The following is a 17,881-nucleotide window of genomic DNA, read 5'->3' on the forward strand; positions in this document are numbered from 1 at the left end:
GTGGCGCTCGTGGTGAATCAGCTCGTCGAGGTCCTCCGATGGCGTCGACGGTCCTCGAGCGTCTACAGCACCTGGGTGGTCTGCGGGGCGAGCGGGCTATCGCTCGCGTCGGCCGTGGTTCTGGCCTCCGGCGCGGAGACCTCCACCATCGCGGCGGTGGGTCTGTGGATCTGCGTCGTGGCGGGCTGCACGACGTCCGTGGTGCTGCCCCTCGCGGAGGCGATCCCGCGCGTCCCGCCCGCCGCGGGGACGCATGACCCCGCGGGCCCCGCCGCGACGNGGCGGACGCAGCGCATGGCGGTCGCCTCCGACCGGCCGCGTCGGGTGGGGTGCACAGGGCGGGTGCGCCGGCCGTGCCGGGTGCCCTGATCGAGGCGATCGGCCCCGCCTCGCTCGCGGTGGCAGCGGTAGCGGGGCTCGGCGCCGGTTTCGGTTTCCGCTCCTACGAGGTGCTGCTGGTGGTCGCCGTCGCGTACGGCGCCCTCATGGCGCGGCGGGCACACGACAGCCTGCGCCGCGGCGCGTACCTCCTGGCCGTCCAGCTGTCCGTCACCACACTCACCGCGACGGTCTCCGCGGACCTCGACCTGTCGGTGCACGCGGTGTTCGCGGTGATGGGCGTGAGCGTCGCGCTGCAGGAACTCGTGCGGGTGGTCCTGCGCTCGAGGTTCCGCCGGGTGGGGCTGCAGGGATCGTCGGCCTGGCTGAGCATCGGCCTGCTCGCCACCCTGCCCCTGGCCTACCTGGTGTTCGGTGACCCCGGCGTGCAGCTCGACGTGATCGCCCTGCACCTGGTCCTGCTCGGCGTCGTGTCCGCCGTCCTGTTCCTGGTCCAGCACAAGGACGGCACCGCCTACCCGGCGCTGTACGCGGGCGCAGCGCTCATCGCGGTCCTCTCGGCGGACCTCGGATTCGGACGGGGAGGGTACCTGCCCGTGGCGCCCCTGTCCGAGCCGGTCGCCGCACTCATCGCCGTGGCCTGCGCGGTCGCGCTCGTGGTGGTGCGCGCCCGCTCCTCGGCCGCTCGTCTCCGGATGCCGAGCCTGGTCGGGGTCGGCCTGTTCGGCGTCGAGTCGATCCTCTTCGCCTTCGCGGACGGGTCCGGCTGGGACCGCGTGGTGGTCACCGCGGCGGTCGCCGCAATCTGCTTCACCCTGGCGCAGCGCGAGGCGGTCGCAGGGCTGGACGCCGGGGGAGCGGTGGCCGTCATCGTCGCCGCGACAGCCTTCGTCGACCAGGTGGACCGGGTCACCGGTGCGGCGCTCGGGCCTGATGCGATACGTCTCCTGGGCGGGGCGGTGCTGGCCGCCGCGATCCTCCACCTCGCCAGGGTGTTCCTGCCGGGCGAGGACGAGGACGAACTGCGGTACCGGATCCTGGGCGGGATGGCACTCGGCTGGACGGCGGTAGCCGCCGTCCTCGCGATGCCCGCGGACGGTTCCGCCGTCGCCGGTTCGGCGGTCCTCGCGGCCGTGGCGGTCCTCGGGGCGTGGGAGGTCCCGGCCCGCATCCGGCCCCTGTACTGCGAGGCGGCCTTCCTCGTCGTCGTCGCTTCCGCGCAGCGCGTCGCCTGGCTCGTCCTCGACGGGATCGCGGTCTTCTGGGCCGCGCAGTGGTGGGTCATCGCCCTGGCCCTGCTCTCCGCCTGGTCCTTCACGCGGGGTGCGCCGCGCCGGGGTCCCCGCTGGCTCGCAGCGTCCGCGGCCGTCCTCTCGGCGACCGGACTCATGACCGTGGCAGGCGGCACCACGGGGGCTCAGGTCTGGGCCCTCTGCGGCCATGTGGCACTCCTTGCAGCGGGCGTCGCCCTGTCACGACGCCTGTTCAGCCTCTGGGGCGCCGTCGGCATCGCACTTGCACTGCTCTGGTTCCTGCGGGGCTTCACGTTCCTGCTGCTGACGGTCGCGGCGCTGCTGCTGCTGGCCTTCGCGGTCTGGAAGCTCAACCGCCAGGGGCAGGGTCCGGCGACCGGTGCGCACGCCGGTCCCGGCACTCCCGACGGTGTGCCCGACGGGCCCCGGAAACCGGTGTTCGTCGGGGACACCGATCCGGACAGTGCCCGCCCGCCCCTTTCCGGCTCGCACCTGCCGGCCGGCGCGGGCGCCGGGCATACGCTGCAGCAGGCAGCCCCGGATCCGGAGACCGAGGCGCCGGACGGTCCGGGTGCCGCACCGCGACCCCGGCAGTGAAGTCCGTCGGTCGGTGGTGCTGCCCGCGGGGACGGATCCGGCGGGAGCCACGGTCGATCAGTGGTGCGGAACGGTCGCTCCCGACGACCGGCCGGCAGGAGGGCCTGACGCCGCGGCGTCAGGACTCCCGTGCGTCAGGCCACGGGCTGGTGCAGGCAGAGGATGTTCCCCTCCGTATCGGTGAACCACGCCGCCCGCATGTGGTCGTCCTCCGCGATGTGGTCCACGGTCCTCAACCCGGGGAGGTCGTAGTCCTCGAAGGTGACGCCGTTCCGTTCGAGCGCTGCGATCTCGGCGGTGAGGTCCTCGACCTCGAAGCTGAGTTCGGTGTTGCCCGAGGGACTGCCGTCCGGCTTCAGCATCAGCTCGATGCCGTTGTGCCCGTCCTCGCTGAACAGGAAGCTCCCCTCGTGCCACGCCTTGTCGGCATGGAGGCCGAGGGTGTTCTCGTAGAAACTCCTGGCTCGATCGAGATCCCGCACGGGCAGGATGGTCGTGGTCCTGTTGGCGCTGATCATGGCAGCTCTCCTTCGTCGTGATGGGGCCAACAGTTTAAGCTCCCCGCGCCCGGTTTGACCGGGCCCGTCGCGGATTTCCCGCACACCGACCGCCGACGGCGGGAGGGCGCTCGTGGTCGGGCGTGATCAGCAGGAGTCACGCGGATCACGCCTCAGAAGCCCGGACCGGTTCGCAATCGCGCAGGGGATCTGCGACACTAGATAAGTTGTTCAAGCGCCAGCGCGCGCGGTCTGAGACTTCATCCCGGTCGGGATAATGCCCGATGCAGGGATCAGGTCCGCCGATACGCATGGCCCAAATGAAGTCCACCCCGTCCGGCTCGTCCGGAATCAGCGGAGCGTGTGTGTCCAGACTGCGTTTTATTTTTACACAGCGCGACACGCCCGAGCGCGGGGGTCGGAGCCCGGCAGGGTGAGGAACCCGGATCCATCCGGATTCAGTCTGTTCGGGAGGCGTCGCACAACGGACGCAGGAAATGTACGTACGTACCGGAACTGCCCAGGCAGTTATGTAGAGAGAGAGTCGAGACGCCATGGCGGGACAAAAAATCCGCATCCGGCTGAAGTCATATGACCACGAGGTCATCGATGTTTCAGCCCGGAAGATCGTTGAGACGGTGACGCGCGCAGGCGCAACGGTAGTGGGCCCTGTGCCCCTGCCCACGGAGAAGAACGTTTTCGTTGTCATCCGGTCCCCGCACAAGTACAAGGACAGCCGTGAGCACTTCGAAATGCGTACTCACAAGCGTCTTATCGACATCATTGATCCCACGCCCAAGGCCGTCGATTCGCTGATGCGTCTCGACCTGCCTGCGGACGTGAACATCGAAATCAAGCTGTAAGGGAGAGCGGATACATATGTCTACTTCACTTACGCGCCAGGTCAAGGGACTGCTGGGCATCAAGCTCGGCATGACCCAGGTCTGGGATGAGAACAACATCCTCATCCCCGTCACCGTCGTCCAGGCAGACTCGAACGTCATCACGCAACTCCTCAGCGAGGACAAGGACGGCTACACCGCCGTGCAGATCGGCTTCGGCCAGATCGATCCCCGCAAGGTCACCAAGCCGCTCGCCGGTCACTTCGACAAGGCCGGCGTCACGCCGCGCCGGCACGTCGTCGAACTGCGTACCTCCGACGCCGACTCCTACTCGCTCGGCCAGGAACTCTCCGTCGAGATGTTCGAAGCCGGCCAGACGGTCGACGTCATCGGCACCACCAAGGGCAAGGGCTTCGCCGGCGTCATGAAGCGCCACGGTTTCCACGGTGTGGGAGCCTCGCACGGTGCCCACAAGAACCACCGCAAGCCCGGTTCCATCGGTGGAGCATCCACCCCCAGCCGCGTCTTCCGTGGAATGAAAATGGCAGGCCGCATGGGCGCCGTTCGTCAGACCACGCTGAACCTCCGGGTTCACGCTGTCGACGCCGAGAAGTCGCTGCTGCTGATCAAGGGTGCCGTCCCCGGCGCCCGCGGCCAGGTCGTCCTCGTACGCACCGCCGTGAAGGGAGCATAGCCAAATGGCTGCCAACACTGTAAAGGTCGATCTCCCCGCGGAGATCTTCGACGCGCAGACCAACGTGCCGTTGCTGCACCAGGTCGTCGTCGCCCAGCTTGCTGCCGCCCGCCAGGGTACGCACAAGACCAAGACCCGCGCCGAGGTCAGTGGCGCAGGCCGCAAGCCGTTCAAGCAGAAGGGAACCGGTCGTGCCCGCCAGGGTTCGATCCGCGCCCCCCACATGACCGGTGGTGGCGTCGTCCACGGGCCCACGCCCCGCGACTACAGCCAGCGCACCCCCAAGAAGATGAAGGCCGCCGCCCTGCGCGGAGCCCTCTCGGACCGGGCACGCAACGGCCGTATCCACGTCCTCGAGTCCCTGGTCGCTGGCGGCAAGCCGTCGACCAAGGGTGCGATCGACACCCTGCGCGCGATCTCCGAGCGGCCCCGCCTGCTCGTGATCATCGAGCGTGCCAACGACGTCGCAGCACTCTCGGTGCGCAACGTGCCCGAGGTACACGTCCTCTATGTGGACCAGCTCAACACGTACGACGTGCTGGTCTCCGACGACGTGATCTTCACCAAGGCCGCCTACGACCAGTTCGTCGGCACGGCTGATGTCATCACCGAGGAGGATGCCAAGTGAGCGGCACCATCGCAAAGGATCCGCGCGACGTCGTCATTGCACCCGTCGTCTCGGAGAAGAGCTACGGACTGATCGACGAAGGCAAGTACACCTTCCTGGTCGACCCGCGCTCGAACAAGGAAGAAATCAAGCTGGCGGTCGAGAAGATCTTCTCCGTGAAGGTCGACTCCATCAACACCATCAACCGGGTTGGCAAGCGCAAGCGCACCAAGTTCGGCTGGGGCCAGCGCAAGGGCACCAAGCGTGCCATCGTGTCCCTCAAAGAGGGCTCGATCGACATCTTCGGCGGTCCGCTCTCCTAGAGCGGAGACCACTTTAACGAGGAATTGAGTTATGGGAATCCGTAAATACAAGCCGACAACCCCGGGCCGTCGTGGCTCGAGCGTTGCCGACTTCGCTGAAATCACACGGTCGACGCCGGAAAAGTCGTTGGTCCGCCCCCTTCCCAAGAAGGGTGGACGTAACAACACCGGTAAGATCACGACCCGCCACAAGGGCGGTGGACACAAGCGTCAGTACCGCCTGATCGACTTCCGCCGCCACGACAAGGACGGCGTCGACGCCCGCGTTGCCGAGATCGAATACGATCCCAACCGCACCGCGCGCATCGCCCTCCTGCACTACGTCGACGGCACCAAGCGCTACATCATCGCGCCGAACAAGCTCAAGCAGGGCGACTTCGTCGAGGCAGGCGCCGGGGCAGACATCAAGCCCGGTAACAACCTGCCGCTGCGCAACATCCCCGTGGGTACCGTCCTCCACGCCGTCGAGCTCCGCCCAGGCGGCGGCGCGAAGATGGCACGCTCCGCCGGTGCGTCGGTCCAGCTCGTCGCCAAGGAAGGCCGCTTCGCCCAGCTGCGACTGCCCTCCGGTGAGATCCGCAACGTCGACGTCCGCTGCCGCGCGACGGTCGGCGAGGTCGGCAACGCCGAGCAGTCGAACATCAACTGGGGCAAGGCCGGCCGCAGCCGCTGGAAGGGCATCCGCCCGACCGTCCGTGGTGTCGCCATGAACCCGGTCGACCACCCGCACGGTGGTGGCGAGGGCAAGACCTCCGGTGGACGCCACCCGGTCAACCCCAACGGCAAGGCCGAAGGCCGCACCCGTCGCCCCAACAAAGAGAGCGACTCACTCATCGTGCGTCGCCGTCGTTCCGGCAAGAACAAGCGATAGGAGCCTGGAGACATGCCACGCAGCCTGAAGAAAGGCCCCTTCGTCGATCAGCACCTTTACGTAAAGGTCGCTCGCGAGAACGAATCGGGCACGAAGAACGTCATCAAGACGTGGTCCCGCCGCTCCATGATCGTCCCCGACATGCTCGGGCACACGATCGCGGTGCACGACGGGCGCAAGCACATCCCGGTGTTTGTCACCGAGTCGATGGTCGGGCACAAGCTCGGCGAATTCGCTCCCACGCGGACCTTCCGCGGCCATGTTAAGGACGACCGCAAGGGCAAGCGCCGCTAGGCGCTGCTCTTACGGCTAAGACGAGAGAAGGAAAGCAATGGAAGCCAAGGCTATTGCGCGTCATATCCGCGTAACGCCTATGAAGGCCCGGCGCGTCGTCAACCTTGTTCGTGGTAAGCAGGCGAATGAGGCTCTGGCTATTCTGAAGTTTGCCCCACAGGTTGCTTCGGAGCCGGTTTTCAAGGTGGTTCAGTCAGCGATGGCCAACGCCCGCGTTCGCGCGGACCGTGACGGCGTCGCGTTCGACGAGGACAACCTCATCATCAGCGAAGCATTCGTTGATGAAGGCCCCACGATGAAGCGGTTCCGTCCGCGAGCCCAGGGCCGCGCGTTCCGCATCAACAAGCGGACCAGCCACATCACGGTTGTCGTCGCTACCCCTGAGAAAGTGGAGGTCCGCTAAGTGGGACAGAAAGTAAACCCGCACGGGTTCCGACTCGGTATCACCACCGACCACCGGTCACACTGGTTCGCCGACAGCAACAAGCCCGGCCAGCGCTACCGTGACTTCGTCCGCGAGGACATCAAGATCCGCCAGCTGATGTCGACCGGCATGGACCGCGCCGGCATCGCCAAGGTCGAGATCGAGCGCACCAGGGACCGTGTCCGCGTGGACATCCACACGGCACGCCCCGGCATCGTCATCGGTCGTCGCGGAGCAGAAGCGGACCGCATCCGCGGCGAGCTCGAGAAGCTCACGGGCAAGCAGGTCCAGCTGAACATCCTCGAGGTCAAGAACCCCGAGATCGAGGCACAGCTTGTAGCCCAGGGCATCGCCGAGCAGCTCTCCTCCCGCGTGGCATTCCGCCGCGCCATGAAGAAGGCCATGCAGTCCGCACAGCGTGCCGGCGCCAAGGGCATCCGTGTCCAGTGCTCCGGTCGCCTGGGTGGCGCCGAAATGAGCCGCTCGGAGTTCTACCGCGAGGGACGCGTTCCCCTGCACACGCTCCGCGCCAACATCGACTACGGCTTCTTCGAAGCGAAGACCACCTTCGGCCGCATCGGCGTGAAGGTCTGGATCTACAAGGGTGACGTCACGGCGAAGGAACTCGCAGCCCAGGCTGCCGCAGCTCCCTCCCGTGGCCGCGGTGGAGACCGTCCGGGCCGCGGCCCCGCCGGTGCCGACCGTGGAGGCGACCGTCGTCGTCGCGCGCCTGAGCGCTCCGAGGGCCAGGGTGCGTCAGCACCCGCCGAGACCGCCGCAGCCCCCGCTGCGACTGAAGGAGGACAGGCCTAAATGCTTATCCCACGTCGAGTCAGGTTCCGTAAGCAGCACCACCCGGGTCGCTCGGGCGCTGCTACGGGCGGTACCGAGGTCAGCTTCGGCGAGTGGGGTATCCAGGCTCTGAGCCCGGCATACGTCACCAACCGGCAGATCGAGTCCGCTCGTATCGCCATGACCCGCCACATCAAGCGTGGCGGCAAGGTCTGGATCAACATCTATCCGGACCGCCCGTTGACCAAGAAGCCCGCCGAGACCCGCATGGGTTCCGGTAAGGGTTCGCCCGAGTGGTGGGTGGCCAACGTCAAGCCGGGACGGGTTCTCTTCGAACTGTCCGGCGTTTCCGAAGAGGTAGCCCGCGAAGCCCTGCGCCTCGCGATCCACAAGCTGCCGTTGAAGGCACGCATCGTGCGTCGTGAGGGTGGTGAATAGTTATGGCTCTGGGTTCAAAGGAACTGGCAACAGACCAGCTGGACGGCTTCGATAAGGACCGTCTGGTGGAAGAACTGCGCAAGGCCAAGGAGGAGCTGTTCAACCTCCGTTTCCAGTCGGCCACCGGCCAGCTCGAAAGCCACGGTCGTCTTCGTTCGGTCAAGCGCGACATCGCACGCATCTACACGGTGCTGCGTGAGCGTGAACTGGGGCTCCGTCCCGAGGTCGTCGCTCCCGTCGAGGAAGCGAAGCCCGCGAAGGCGGACAAGCCCAAGAAAGCCAAGAAGGCCTCCGCGAAGGACGCACCTTCCGCGGACACCGAGGCTTCTGAGGAGGACGCCAAATGAGTGAGCAGCAGAGCGAAACGACCGTAGGAACCGAGAAGGCCGTCCATGACGCCAACTCGCGCGGCTACCGCAAGGTACGCCGTGGCTACGTCGTCTCCGACAAGATGGAAAAGACGATCGTCGTCGAGGTCGAGGACCGCGTGAAGCACGCCCTGTACGGCAAGGTGCTTCGCCGCAGCTCCAAGGTCAAGGTGCACGACGAGCAGAACAGCGCCGGCATCGGCGACATGGTCCTGATCAGCGAGACCCGTCCGCTGTCCGCCACCAAGCGGTGGCGCCTGGTGGAGATCATCGAGAAGGCCAAGTAACACCCGCAACACACAGGGGCCGGCCTGGCCGGCCCCGCCCTGGATGCCCCGGACGCGATTTCGTGTCCGGGGCATCTTCGCGATACGATAAGAATCTTGTCTGTCTGGTGGGCTGGCGCATGCCCTCACGAGGTTTCCTCACGGTTTCCCGGGGGGTTGCCTTCACACCGGGCAAATAGGCAAAAGCCCGATAATCTTGTTCGCCACGATCCACCGTGCCGGAGATCCGGCACGGCCGCGCCCCCTGGGCGCGCACACGGCGAGTACCAGTATTACGGGGCCCACCCATATCCGTTCCGCAAGGCTCGATGAGAGAACCGGCGCGACGACAGGAGTAATCAGTGATTCAGCAGGAGTCGCGGCTAAAGATCGCCGACAACACGGGGGCCAAGGAAATCTTGACCATCCGCGTTCTCGGTGGATCCGGGCGCCGCTACGCAGGCATCGGCGACGTCATCGTCGCCACCGTCAAGGACGCGATCCCCGGCGGCAACGTCAAGAAGGGCGACGTCGTCAAGGCGGTCATCGTCCGCACCAAGAAGGAACGCCGCCGCGCGGACGGTTCCTACATCAAGTTTGATGAGAACGCAGCAGTGATCCTGAAGAACGACGGCGACCCCCGCGGTACCCGTATCTTCGGCCCTGTCGGTCGCGAGCTCCGCGACAAGCGTTTCATGAAGATCATTTCGCTGGCGCCGGAGGTGCTGTAGTCCATGGCACAGAAGATTAAGCTCAAGATCAAGAAGGGTGACCTCGTCCAGGTCATCACCGGGGGCAAGCAGGAGCGCGGCGGAGACCGCGGCAAGCAGGGCAAGGTCCTCAAGGTGTTCCCGGAGTCCAACCGCGTCCTCGTGGAAGGCATCAACCGGATCACCAAGCACACCAAGGTCGGGCAGTCGCAGCGCGGCACCACGACCGGTGGCATCGAAGTCGTCGAGGCACCCGTGCACATCAGCAACGTGGCCGTCGTCGATCCCGAGACCAAGAAGCCGACCCGCGTCGGATACCGCACCGAGACCGTCGAGCGTGACGGCCGCGAACGCGTGGTCCGCATCCGTGTCGCCAAGTCATCAGGGAAGGATCTGTAATGACTGTCGAAACCACAGAAGCCAAGGTTCTTCCCCGCCTGAAGGCGCGCTACGCGTCCGAGATCAAGGGTGCCCTGCAGGAAGAGTTCAGCTACGCCAACGTCAACCAGGTCCCGCGCCTGGTGAAGGTCGTCGTGAACATGGGTGTCGGTGACGCCGCCAAGGACTCCAAGCTGATCGACGGGGCCGTCAAGGACCTCACCGCGATCACGGGGCAGAAGCCCCAGGTCACGAAGGCCCGCAAGTCCATCGCGCAGTTCAAGCTGCGCGAAGGGATGCCCATCGGCGCCCACGCCACCCTCCGTGGCGACCGCATGTGGGAATTCACGGACCGTCTGGTCTCCCTCGCCCTGCCCCGTATCCGCGACTTCCGCGGCCTCAACGGCAAGCAGTTCGACGGCAACGGCAACTACACCTTCGGTCTCACGGAGCAGTCCATGTTCCACGAGATCGACCAGGACCGGATCGACCGTGTCCGCGGTATGGACATCACCGTCGTCACCACCGCCAAGACCGACGCCGAGGGCCGCGCGCTCCTCAAGGCGCTTGGCTTCCCGTTCAAATCCGAAGATTAATCTAACTACGTTGCAGGTCCGCTCCCGTAGGCACCCCGTGTGCCGACCGGAGTCCGGAAACCGTTTCGAGGAAGGGCAAGAGCCCACATGACAATGACAGATCCTGTCGCAGACATGCTCACGCGTCTGCGCAATGCAAACTCGGCTTACCACGACTCCGTGTCCATGCCGTACAGCAAGTTGAAGGCCCGCGTCGCGGACATCCTGAAGGCCGAGGGCTACATCGCCGGCTGGAAGGAAGAGGAAGCGGAGGTCGGCAAGAAGCTGACCATCGACCTCAAGTTCGGCCCGGACCGCCAGCGTTCCATCGCCGGCATCCGCCGTATCTCCAAGCCGGGCCTGCGCGTGTACGCGAAGTCCACGAACCTGCCCCACGTGCTTGGCGGCCTCGGCATCGCCATCCTGTCCACGTCCTCCGGTCTGCTCACGGACCGCCAGGCATCCAAGAAGGGTGTAGGTGGGGAAGTCCTCGCCTACGTCTGGTAACGGGAAAGGGAAAGAAACATGTCACGTATTGGACGTCTCCCCATCACCGTTCCTGCTGGTGTCGAGGTCAATGTCAGCGGTCAAGAGGTCTCCGTCAAGGGACCGAAGGGCGAACTGAGCCACACGGTGCCCAACCCCATCGAGGTCTCCCTCGCTGAGGGAACCCTCACCGTCGGCCGCCCGAACGACGAGCGCGAATCGCGTTCGCTGCACGGCCTGACCCGCACCCTCGTCTCCAACATGATCGTCGGAGTCACCGAGGGCTACAAGAAGAACCTCGAGATCGTGGGTACGGGTTACCGTGTCCAGGCCAAGGGCAACGACCTGGAGTTCGCTCTGGGCTACAGCCACCCGGTCGCCGTCAAGGCTCCCGAGGGCATCACGCTCACCGTCGACAGCCCCACCAAGCTCTCGGTCGCAGGCATCAACAAGCAGCAGGTCGGCGAGGTCGCTGCAACCATCCGCAAGCTGCGCAAGCCCGACCCGTACAAGGGCAAGGGCATCCGCTACGCAGGCGAGATCATCCGCCGCAAGGTCGGAAAGGCTGGTAAGTAACCATGGGTCTGAGCATCAACAAGAAGCGCAGCTCGAAGAGCAAGGCCGCCTCGCGCGGACGCCGCCACCTCCGTGTACGCAAGCGCGTCTCGGGCACGGCTGTCCGTCCCCGCCTGGTCGTCAACCGTTCGGCCCGCCACGTATTCGTGCAGGTCGTCGACGACACCAAAGGCGTGACCGTCGCATCAGCCTCCACCCTCGAAGCGGACCTCCGTGCATTCGACGGTGACAAGACCGCCAAGGCCAAGCGCGTCGGCGAGCTCGTCGCAGAGCGTGCCATGGCCGTCGGCGTCGAGGCAGTCGTCTTCGACCGCGGTGGCAACAAGTACCACGGTCGCGTTGCAGCAATCGCAGACGGCGCACGTGAAGGTGGGCTGGCACTGTGACCGAGGAGAACAAGGCAAAGGAAGCCCCATTGAATACGGCTACAGAGCAGCCCGCGGCCGAAGCTCCGGCCGCAGCCGCAACGGAGACCGCGTCGGCTGACGCCAACCGCGGCAACGCGCGAGGCAACGCCCGCGGCGGCGAGCGTGGCGGTAACAGCCGCGGCGGCGAGCGTGGCGGCCGAGGTGGCCGTGACGGTCGCGACGGCGGCCGGAACGACGACAAGGACAAGTTCATCGAACGCGTCGTCACCATCAACCGTGTCGCCAAGGTCGTCAAGGGCGGCCGCCGCTTCAGCTTCACCGCCCTCGTGGTGGTCGGCGACGGCAACGGCATGGTCGGTGTCGGCTACGGAAAGGCGAAGGAAGTTCCTTCGGCGATCCAGAAGGCCGTCGAGGAAGCCAAGAAGACGATGTTCCGCGTTCCGCGCATCGGTGGCACCGTCCCGCACCTGGTGCAGGGTGAGGCAGCCGCAGGCGTCGTCCTTCTTCGTCCCGCCTCCCCGGGTACCGGCGTCATCGCCGGCGGTCCGGTGCGTGCGGTCCTGGAGTGCGTCGGCATCCACGACGTCCTCTCCAAGTCGCTCGGTTCCGCGAACGCCATCAACATCGTCCACGCGACCGTTGACGCGCTGAAGCGCCTCGAAGAGCCCCAGGCAGTCGCGGCACGCCGCGGCCTGCCCCTCGACGAGGTCGCATCCCACCAGATGCTGCGCGCGATCGCAGCTCAGAAGGCAGGTGCGTGATGACCGCGATCACCCCGAAGAAGGTGCGCGTGAGCTCCGCGAAGCTCTCGATCACCCAGATCAAGTCCGCTATCGGCGGCAAGCAGAACCAGCGCGACACGCTGCGGTCGCTCGGTCTGAAGCGGATCGGCCACACCGTGGTCCGTGAAGCAGATGCCGTCACCGTTGGCATGATCAACACGGTTCCGCACCTCTTGAAGGTTGAGGAGGCCAACTAATGGCAGACAAGAACATCGCGGCTCCGGACGCGACCGAGGCAAAAGCAGAGCGTGTCCACGCCCTGAAGGTCCACCACCTGCGTCCCGCACCCGGAGCCAAGACGGCGAAGACCCGTGTCGGCCGTGGTGAGGGTTCGAAGGGTAAGACCGCGGGCCGTGGTACCAAGGGAACCGCAGCGCGCTACCAGGTGAAGGCAGGATTTGCCGGCGGCCAGCTGCCGCTGCACATGCGCCTTCCCAAGCTGCGCGGCTTCAAGAACCCGTTCCGCGTCGAGTTCCAGGTCGTGAACCTGGACAAGCTCTCCGAGCTCTACCCCGATGGCGGCGACGTCACGGTGGAGAGCCTGGTGGCCAACGGCGCCGTCCGCAAGAACCAGCCCGTCAAGGTGCTGGGGACCGGCGACATCACGGTGACCGTGAACGTGTCGGCTGACGCCTTCTCCGCATCCGCTGCAGAGAAGATCGCCGCCGCAGGCGGAACCGTCACCGAACTGTAGGTCGTCCGCCGACCCCTCCTCCGGCTCCGCCGGGGAGGGGTCGGCTGTGATCTACGGCATCAAGGAACTAGACTTCTGGTGGGCAGGGCTGGATCAGCCCACCAGGAGTCTTTTTTCGGCTTACGCCACCCACCACCCGCGGGACGTCCCGCATCCATGACCAACCGTTAGACTCGGTTGTTGTGCGGTCCGCGACAGGACCAACAGACCTTCAGGAGGACGCTTGCTAAGCGCTATTGGCCGGGCATTCCGGACGCCAGACTTGCGGCGCAAGCTGTTGTTCACGCTGGGAATCATCACCATCTTCCGCCTCGGGGCGTTCATCCCCGCTCCAGGCGTCGACTACGGCAACGTCCAGGAATGCCTGGCCCTCGGGAACACCGAGGGTGGTCTGTACCAGTTCGTGAACCTCTTCAGTGGGGGAGCGCTGCTCCAGGTCTCGATCTTCGCCCTGGGCATCATGCCGTACATCACCGCGAGCATCATCACGCAGCTCCTGCGCGTGGTCATCCCCCGCTTCCAGGAGCTGCACCAGGAAGGCGCGCAGGGCCAGTCACAGCTGACCCAGTACACGCGCTACCTGACGATCGCCCTGGGCCTGCTCAACGCGACCACCCTCGTGTCCCTCGCCCGGTCCGGTGCGCTGCTCGGCAACTGCCCGGTGCCCATCATCCCGGACGACTCCCTGATCACCATCCTGCTGCTGATCATCACGCTGACCGCTGGGACCGGCCTCATCATGTGGATGGGCGAGCTCATCACCGAGCGCGGCGTCGGCAACGGCATGTCGCTGCTCATCTTCACCGCGATCGCCGCCGGCTTCCCCACCTCGCTCGGCGAGATCTTCCGCACCCAGGGCGCCATGGTCTTCGCCTTCGTCCTGCTGATGGGCGTCGTCGTCGTCGCCCTCGTGATCTTCGTGGAGCAGTCGCAGCGCCGTATCCCGGTCCAGTACGCCAAGCGCATGGTCGGGCGCCGCACCCTCGGCGGCAGCAGCACCTACATCCCGATCAAGGTCAACATGGCCGGCGTCATCCCCGTGATCTTCGCGTCCTCGATGCTGTACCTGCCCAGCCTGATCGCGCAGTTCAACACCCCTCAGGACGGCAGCGCGCCGGCCGGGTGGGTCAACTGGATCTCCACCTACCTGACCAGCGGCGACCACCCGCTGTACATGGCGATGTACTTCCTGCTGATCGTGTTCTTCACCTACTTCTACGTCGCGATCACCTTCAACCCGGACGAGGTGTCCGAGAACATGAAGAAGTACGGCGGCTTCATCCCGGGCATCCGGGCTGGACGGCCCACCGCGGAGTACCTGCAGTACGTGCTCTCGCGCATCACGCTCCCGGGCGCCATCTACCTCGGGCTCGTGGCACTGATCCCGCTGATCGCCCTCGTGGCCATCGGCGCCAACCAGAACTTCCCGTTCGGCGGCACCTCGATCCTGATCATGGTGGGCGTGGGCCTCGAGACGGTGAAGCAGATCGACGCTCAGCTCCAGCAGCGTCACTACGAAGGGTTGTTGCGTTGACGAGAATGCTGATCATCGGTCCCCCCGGGTCCGGTAAAGGAACCCAGGCCGCACGAATCTCCGAGCGCCTCGGGGTGGTGGCCATTTCGACGGGTGACATCTTCCGTGACAACGTCAAGCGCGAGACGCCGCTCGGCGTCGAGGCGAAGACGTTCATGGACGCCGGCGACTTCGTCCCCGACAGCGTCACGAACAGCATGGTGCGCGACCGGCTCGCCGCCGACGACGTCCAGGAGGGGTTCCTCCTCGACGGCTACCCGCGCACGGCGCCGCAGGTCGCCGAACTCGACGACATCCTGCGTGAGAACGACCTGGCGCTCGATGTGGTGCTCCAGCTCACCGCCGACGACGAGGAGCTCGTGAAGCGCCTGCTCGGCCGGGCCGAGCTGGACGGCCGGTCGGACGACAACGAGCAGGTCATCCGCCACCGCCTCGGCCTCTACCACGACCAGACCGCTGCGGTCGTGTCCCGGTACGACGAGCGCGGGATCGTCACCCGGGTGGACGGCATCGGGACCATCGACGAGGTCACCGACCGCGTCATGACAGCGCTCAAAGTCGCAAGCTAGGACGTCCGGATGTTCCGCCAGCCCAAGGTCGAGTACAAGACCACCGAGCAGATGCTCGTCATGCGCGACGCCGGACGGGTGCTGGCGAAGGCCCTCGACCGTACGGTTGCCGCCGCCGCCGTCGGAGTGACGACCGCCCAGCTGAACGCGGTGTTCGAGGAGGTCCTCCGCGAGGAGGGTGCAACGTCGAACTTCCTCGGCTACCACGGCTTCCCCGCGAGCATCTGCACCTCGGTCAACGCGGAAGTGGTCCACGGCATCCCCGGGAACTACGCCCTGCAGGACGGCGACATCCTCTCGATCGACGGCGGCGCCGTCGTCCGTGGATGGCACTCGGACTCGGCCCGGACCGTCATCGTCGGCACACCCCGCCCGGCTGACGTGCGTCTCTCCGAAGTGACGGAGGAGGCGATGTGGCGGGGCATCGCAGCCTTGGCCACCGCGCGGTTCGTCGGGGACATCGGCGCGGCGATCGACGACTACGTCTCGTCCGTCCCCGGCCCGGCACTCGGGATCCTCGAGGACTACGTGGGACACGGCATCGGCACGCAGATGCACCAGGCGCCGGACGTGCTCAACTTCCGCAGCACCAACCGGGGCCCGAAGGTCCGCCCGGGGTTGTGCCTCGCGATCGAGCCGATGCTCGTGCAGGGTTCCCTCGAGACCGCGGTCCTGGACGACGACTGGACGGTCGTCACGACGGACGGCAAGCGCGCATCCCAGTGGGAGCACAGTGTGGCCGTCCACGACGGCGGCATCTGGGTGCTCTCCTCGCCCGACGGGGGAGCGTCCCGGCTCGAGCCGCTCGGAGTGACGCCGGCGCCACTCGCCGGATGACGGTGACCACCACGTGGTCCCCGGCAGGAACACCGAAGGTCCCGCACACGTGTGCGGGACCTTCGTCCGTTCCGTCGCCCGCCCGCGCCGATTTAACTATCGCAGGACGGTAGCGTATCGTGGTCTGTTGGTTGTCTCTGTTTTTCATGCCCAAGGGGCTGTGGAGACCTGCCCGTCTGCGGAGCCTCGGCTCTCGTGGGTCAGACAATCAAAACCCTAAACCCGCTCGCCACGCAAGTGGTGGGCACAGACGTTAGCGGAGGATATGGCCAAGAAAGACGGTGTCATTGAGATTGAAGGCACTGTGAACGAGGCGCTGCCCAACGCGATGTTCCGCGTTGAGTTGGCCAACGGTCACATTGTTCTCGCCCACATCTCGGGAAAGATGCGCCAGCACTACATTCGAATCCTTCCTGAGGACCGGGTCGTAGTGGAACTCAGCCCGTACGACCTCACCCGGGGCCGTATTGTCTACCGCTACAAATAAGAATCAACTCGAAGGAAAACCATGAAGGTCAACCCGAGCGTGAAGCGGATCTGCGAGAAGTGCCAGGTGGTTCGCCGCAAGGGCAACGTTCTCGTCATCTGCGAGAACCCGCGCCACAAGCAGCGCCAGGGCTAAGAGCCTCTCCCGAGGCTCTTCCCCACGCGTAGAAGTACATTCAACGGCAGAACAGCACCCATACAGGGTGTACACCCCCGGCTCGGAGGCCGGGGACCGGAGCATCGGTTCCGGGGACGTTCTGCTCCACACCTCCGGTAACACCAAAGGAGCACCGCCACTATGGCACGTCTCGCTGGCGTAGACATCCCCCGCGAAAAGCGGGTAGTCATTGCGCTCACCTATATCTACGGCGTGGGCAAGACCCGTGCAGAGAAGACGATCGTGGACACGGGGATCTCCCCGAACACGCGCGTCAAGGACCTCTCCGACGTCGAGCTGGTCCAGCTCCGCGACTACATCGAAGGCAACTTCAAGGTCGAGGGCGACCTCCGTCGCGAGGTCGCAGCCGATATCCGCCGCAAGGTCGAGATCGGCAGCTACGAAGGCATTCGGCACCGCCGCGGCCTTCCCGTACGTGGACAGCGTACGAAGACGAACGCCCGTACCCGCAAGGGTCCGAAGCGTACGGTCGCAGGCAAGAAGAAGGTCGGACGCTAGTCCCTAATGGCACCCTAACCGGACTCGCTAGCGCTCGCCCGGCCAGGGAACCCCGCCATCAGGGGCCCATCCGCTCGGTGATTGTCCAAATCACCGGAGAACTTCCGAACAGTCGATCAATGCTTTACCCAATACCTTCGTAGGAGAAGTAATGCCCCCCAAGACTCGTGGAGCGGTGCGTAAGCCGCGTCGCAAGGACAAGAAGAACATCACCCTCGGCCAGGCGCACATCAAGAGCACCTTCAACAACACGATCGTGTCCATCACGGACCCCAGCGGAGCAGTCATCTCCTGGGCCTCCGCCGGTGAGGTCGGGTTCAAGGGTTCACGCAAGTCGACGCCGTTCGCGGCGCAGATGGCTGCCGAAGCGGCTGCCAAGCGTGCGCAGGAGCACGGCGTCAAGAAGGTCGACGTCTTCGTGAAGGGCCCCGGATCGGGCCGCGAGACCGCGATCCGCTCGCTGCAGGCCACCGGCCTCGAGGTGGGCTCCATCTCGGACGTCACCCCGAGCGCGCACAACGGCTGCCGTCCGCCCAAGCGCCGCCGCGTCTAATCAGCTTCCCGGTCACCGTGCCGCCTTGCAGGAACCCAGGTTCCGGCAGGGC

29 protein-coding genes are annotated in these 17,881 nt (G+C 65.9%); 28 read left to right on the forward strand and 1 reads right to left on the reverse strand.

Translation table 11 applies throughout. From position 1 onward, the window contains the following. Positions 1-353: 353 nt before the first annotated feature. A complete protein-coding gene (locus RY94_RS00800) occupies positions 354-2,189 on the forward strand; it encodes a hypothetical protein (RefSeq protein WP_156134960.1) in 1,836 nt (611 codons plus the stop codon). Positions 2,190-2,323: 134 nt separating this feature from the next. Here RY94_RS00800 and RY94_RS00805 read toward each other — a convergent pair whose 3' ends face one another. After that, positions 2,324-2,707, reverse strand: a complete 384-nt coding sequence (locus RY94_RS00805) for a VOC family protein (protein ID WP_043440607.1) — start codon at positions 2,705-2,707, stop codon at positions 2,324-2,326. A 533-nt stretch (positions 2,708-3,240) separates the two neighbouring features. On the opposite strand from RY94_RS00805, the gene rpsJ reads away from it, so the two are divergent. The 27 genes from rpsJ (at position 3,241) to rpsK (ending at position 17,829) form a co-directional block, all read left to right on the forward strand. Further along, positions 3,241-3,549, forward strand: coding sequence for a 30S ribosomal protein S10 (gene rpsJ, locus RY94_RS00810; protein WP_026531952.1), 309 nt, complete (start codon positions 3,241-3,243; stop codon positions 3,547-3,549). Positions 3,550-3,565: 16 nt separating this feature from the next. After that, on the forward strand, positions 3,566-4,222 hold the full coding sequence (rplC, locus tag RY94_RS00815; protein ID WP_043440609.1) for a 50S ribosomal protein L3: 657 nt from the start codon (positions 3,566-3,568) through the stop codon (positions 4,220-4,222). Positions 4,223-4,226: 4 nt separating this feature from the next. Beyond that, the gene (gene rplD / locus RY94_RS00820; RefSeq protein ID WP_043440612.1) at positions 4,227-4,850 is read left to right on the forward strand and encodes a 50S ribosomal protein L4; all 624 of its coding nucleotides are present in this window, start codon (positions 4,227-4,229) and stop codon (positions 4,848-4,850) included. After that, the gene (gene rplW / locus RY94_RS00825) at positions 4,847-5,152 is read left to right on the forward strand and encodes a 50S ribosomal protein L23 (protein WP_026531955.1); all 306 of its coding nucleotides are present in this window, start codon (positions 4,847-4,849) and stop codon (positions 5,150-5,152) included. The genes rplD and rplW overlap by 4 nt, the downstream gene beginning before the upstream one ends. 31 nt (positions 5,153-5,183) lie before the next feature. Then, on the forward strand, positions 5,184-6,023 hold the full coding sequence (rplB, locus tag RY94_RS00830) for a 50S ribosomal protein L2 (protein ID WP_043440614.1): 840 nt from the start codon (positions 5,184-5,186) through the stop codon (positions 6,021-6,023). Between the two features lie 12 nt (positions 6,024-6,035). Further along, on the forward strand, positions 6,036-6,317 hold the full coding sequence (gene rpsS, locus RY94_RS00835; protein WP_026549122.1) for a 30S ribosomal protein S19: 282 nt from the start codon (positions 6,036-6,038) through the stop codon (positions 6,315-6,317). A gap of 37 nt (positions 6,318-6,354) precedes the next feature. Continuing rightward, positions 6,355-6,720: a 50S ribosomal protein L22 gene (gene rplV / locus RY94_RS00840; protein WP_043440620.1), complete on the forward strand. Its 366-nt coding sequence runs from the start codon at positions 6,355-6,357 to the stop codon at positions 6,718-6,720. Further along, complete coding sequence (gene rpsC / locus RY94_RS00845) at positions 6,721-7,554, forward strand: 30S ribosomal protein S3 (protein WP_043440623.1); 834 nt, start codon at positions 6,721-6,723, stop codon at positions 7,552-7,554. Further along, positions 7,555-7,971 (forward strand): 50S ribosomal protein L16, encoded by a 417-nt coding sequence (gene rplP / locus RY94_RS00850; RefSeq protein ID WP_043440626.1) that lies wholly within the window; start codon positions 7,555-7,557, stop codon positions 7,969-7,971. 2 nt (positions 7,972-7,973) lie between these two features. Beyond that, positions 7,974-8,318 (forward strand): 50S ribosomal protein L29, encoded by a 345-nt coding sequence (rpmC, locus tag RY94_RS00855; RefSeq protein ID WP_043440628.1) that lies wholly within the window; start codon positions 7,974-7,976, stop codon positions 8,316-8,318. Next, a complete protein-coding gene (gene rpsQ, locus RY94_RS00860) occupies positions 8,315-8,626 on the forward strand; it encodes a 30S ribosomal protein S17 (protein ID WP_043440630.1) in 312 nt (103 codons plus the stop codon). The genes rpmC and rpsQ overlap by 4 nt, the downstream gene beginning before the upstream one ends. A gap of 341 nt (positions 8,627-8,967) precedes the next feature. Beyond that, complete coding sequence (gene rplN / locus RY94_RS00865; RefSeq protein WP_026549116.1) at positions 8,968-9,336, forward strand: 50S ribosomal protein L14; 369 nt, start codon at positions 8,968-8,970, stop codon at positions 9,334-9,336. Between the two features lie 3 nt (positions 9,337-9,339). Next, positions 9,340-9,714 (forward strand): 50S ribosomal protein L24, encoded by a 375-nt coding sequence (rplX, locus tag RY94_RS00870; RefSeq protein ID WP_043440633.1) that lies wholly within the window; start codon positions 9,340-9,342, stop codon positions 9,712-9,714. After that, positions 9,714-10,289, forward strand: coding sequence for a 50S ribosomal protein L5 (gene rplE / locus RY94_RS00875; protein ID WP_043440635.1), 576 nt, complete (start codon positions 9,714-9,716; stop codon positions 10,287-10,289). The genes rplX and rplE overlap by 1 nt, the downstream gene beginning before the upstream one ends. 87 nt (positions 10,290-10,376) lie before the next feature. Beyond that, positions 10,377-10,775 carry a 30S ribosomal protein S8 gene (rpsH, locus tag RY94_RS00880; RefSeq protein WP_043440638.1) on the forward strand — a complete coding sequence of 133 codons (399 nt, stop codon included), beginning with the start codon at positions 10,377-10,379 and terminating at the stop codon, positions 10,773-10,775. An 18-nt stretch (positions 10,776-10,793) separates the two neighbouring features. Beyond that, positions 10,794-11,330: a 50S ribosomal protein L6 gene (gene rplF, locus RY94_RS00885; protein WP_043440640.1), complete on the forward strand. Its 537-nt coding sequence runs from the start codon at positions 10,794-10,796 to the stop codon at positions 11,328-11,330. Between the two features lie 2 nt (positions 11,331-11,332). Further along, a complete protein-coding gene (rplR, locus tag RY94_RS00890) occupies positions 11,333-11,716 on the forward strand; it encodes a 50S ribosomal protein L18 (RefSeq protein ID WP_043440642.1) in 384 nt (127 codons plus the stop codon). Between the two features lie 29 nt (positions 11,717-11,745). Continuing rightward, entirely contained in the window at positions 11,746-12,459 is a 714-nt protein-coding gene (rpsE, locus tag RY94_RS00895) for a 30S ribosomal protein S5 (protein WP_156134961.1), read from the forward strand. Further along, entirely contained in the window at positions 12,459-12,677 is a 219-nt protein-coding gene (gene rpmD, locus RY94_RS00900; RefSeq protein WP_043440646.1) for a 50S ribosomal protein L30, read from the forward strand. Before rpsE ends, rpmD begins: the two co-directional genes overlap by 1 nt. Next, on the forward strand, positions 12,677-13,174 hold the full coding sequence (gene rplO / locus RY94_RS00905) for a 50S ribosomal protein L15 (protein ID WP_052273783.1): 498 nt from the start codon (positions 12,677-12,679) through the stop codon (positions 13,172-13,174). The genes rpmD and rplO overlap by 1 nt, the downstream gene beginning before the upstream one ends. 223 nt (positions 13,175-13,397) lie before the next feature. Continuing rightward, positions 13,398-14,708, forward strand: coding sequence for a preprotein translocase subunit SecY (gene secY / locus RY94_RS00910; protein ID WP_043440648.1), 1,311 nt, complete (start codon positions 13,398-13,400; stop codon positions 14,706-14,708). A 5-nt stretch (positions 14,709-14,713) separates the two neighbouring features. Further along, complete coding sequence (locus tag RY94_RS00915; protein WP_043440652.1) at positions 14,714-15,277, forward strand: adenylate kinase; 564 nt, start codon at positions 14,714-14,716, stop codon at positions 15,275-15,277. A gap of 9 nt (positions 15,278-15,286) precedes the next feature. Beyond that, positions 15,287-16,114 (forward strand): type I methionyl aminopeptidase, encoded by an 828-nt coding sequence (gene map / locus RY94_RS00920; protein ID WP_043440654.1) that lies wholly within the window; start codon positions 15,287-15,289, stop codon positions 16,112-16,114. A 265-nt stretch (positions 16,115-16,379) separates the two neighbouring features. Further along, a complete protein-coding gene (gene infA, locus RY94_RS00925; protein WP_019481515.1) occupies positions 16,380-16,601 on the forward strand; it encodes a translation initiation factor IF-1 in 222 nt (73 codons plus the stop codon). Positions 16,602-16,622: 21 nt separating this feature from the next. Beyond that, positions 16,623-16,736, forward strand: coding sequence for a 50S ribosomal protein L36 (gene rpmJ / locus RY94_RS00930; protein ID WP_043440658.1), 114 nt, complete (start codon positions 16,623-16,625; stop codon positions 16,734-16,736). Between the two features lie 162 nt (positions 16,737-16,898). After that, positions 16,899-17,276, forward strand: a complete 378-nt coding sequence (gene rpsM / locus RY94_RS00935) for a 30S ribosomal protein S13 (protein ID WP_043440660.1) — start codon at positions 16,899-16,901, stop codon at positions 17,274-17,276. 151 nt (positions 17,277-17,427) lie between these two features. Beyond that, positions 17,428-17,829: a 30S ribosomal protein S11 gene (gene rpsK / locus RY94_RS00940; protein ID WP_043440662.1), complete on the forward strand. Its 402-nt coding sequence runs from the start codon at positions 17,428-17,430 to the stop codon at positions 17,827-17,829. The last annotated feature ends 52 nt before the right edge of the window (positions 17,830-17,881 follow it).

Source organism: Arthrobacter sp. L77 (assembly GCF_000816565.1).
GTDB classification, from domain to species: domain Bacteria; phylum Actinomycetota; class Actinomycetes; order Actinomycetales; family Micrococcaceae; genus Arthrobacter_D; species Arthrobacter_D antioxidans.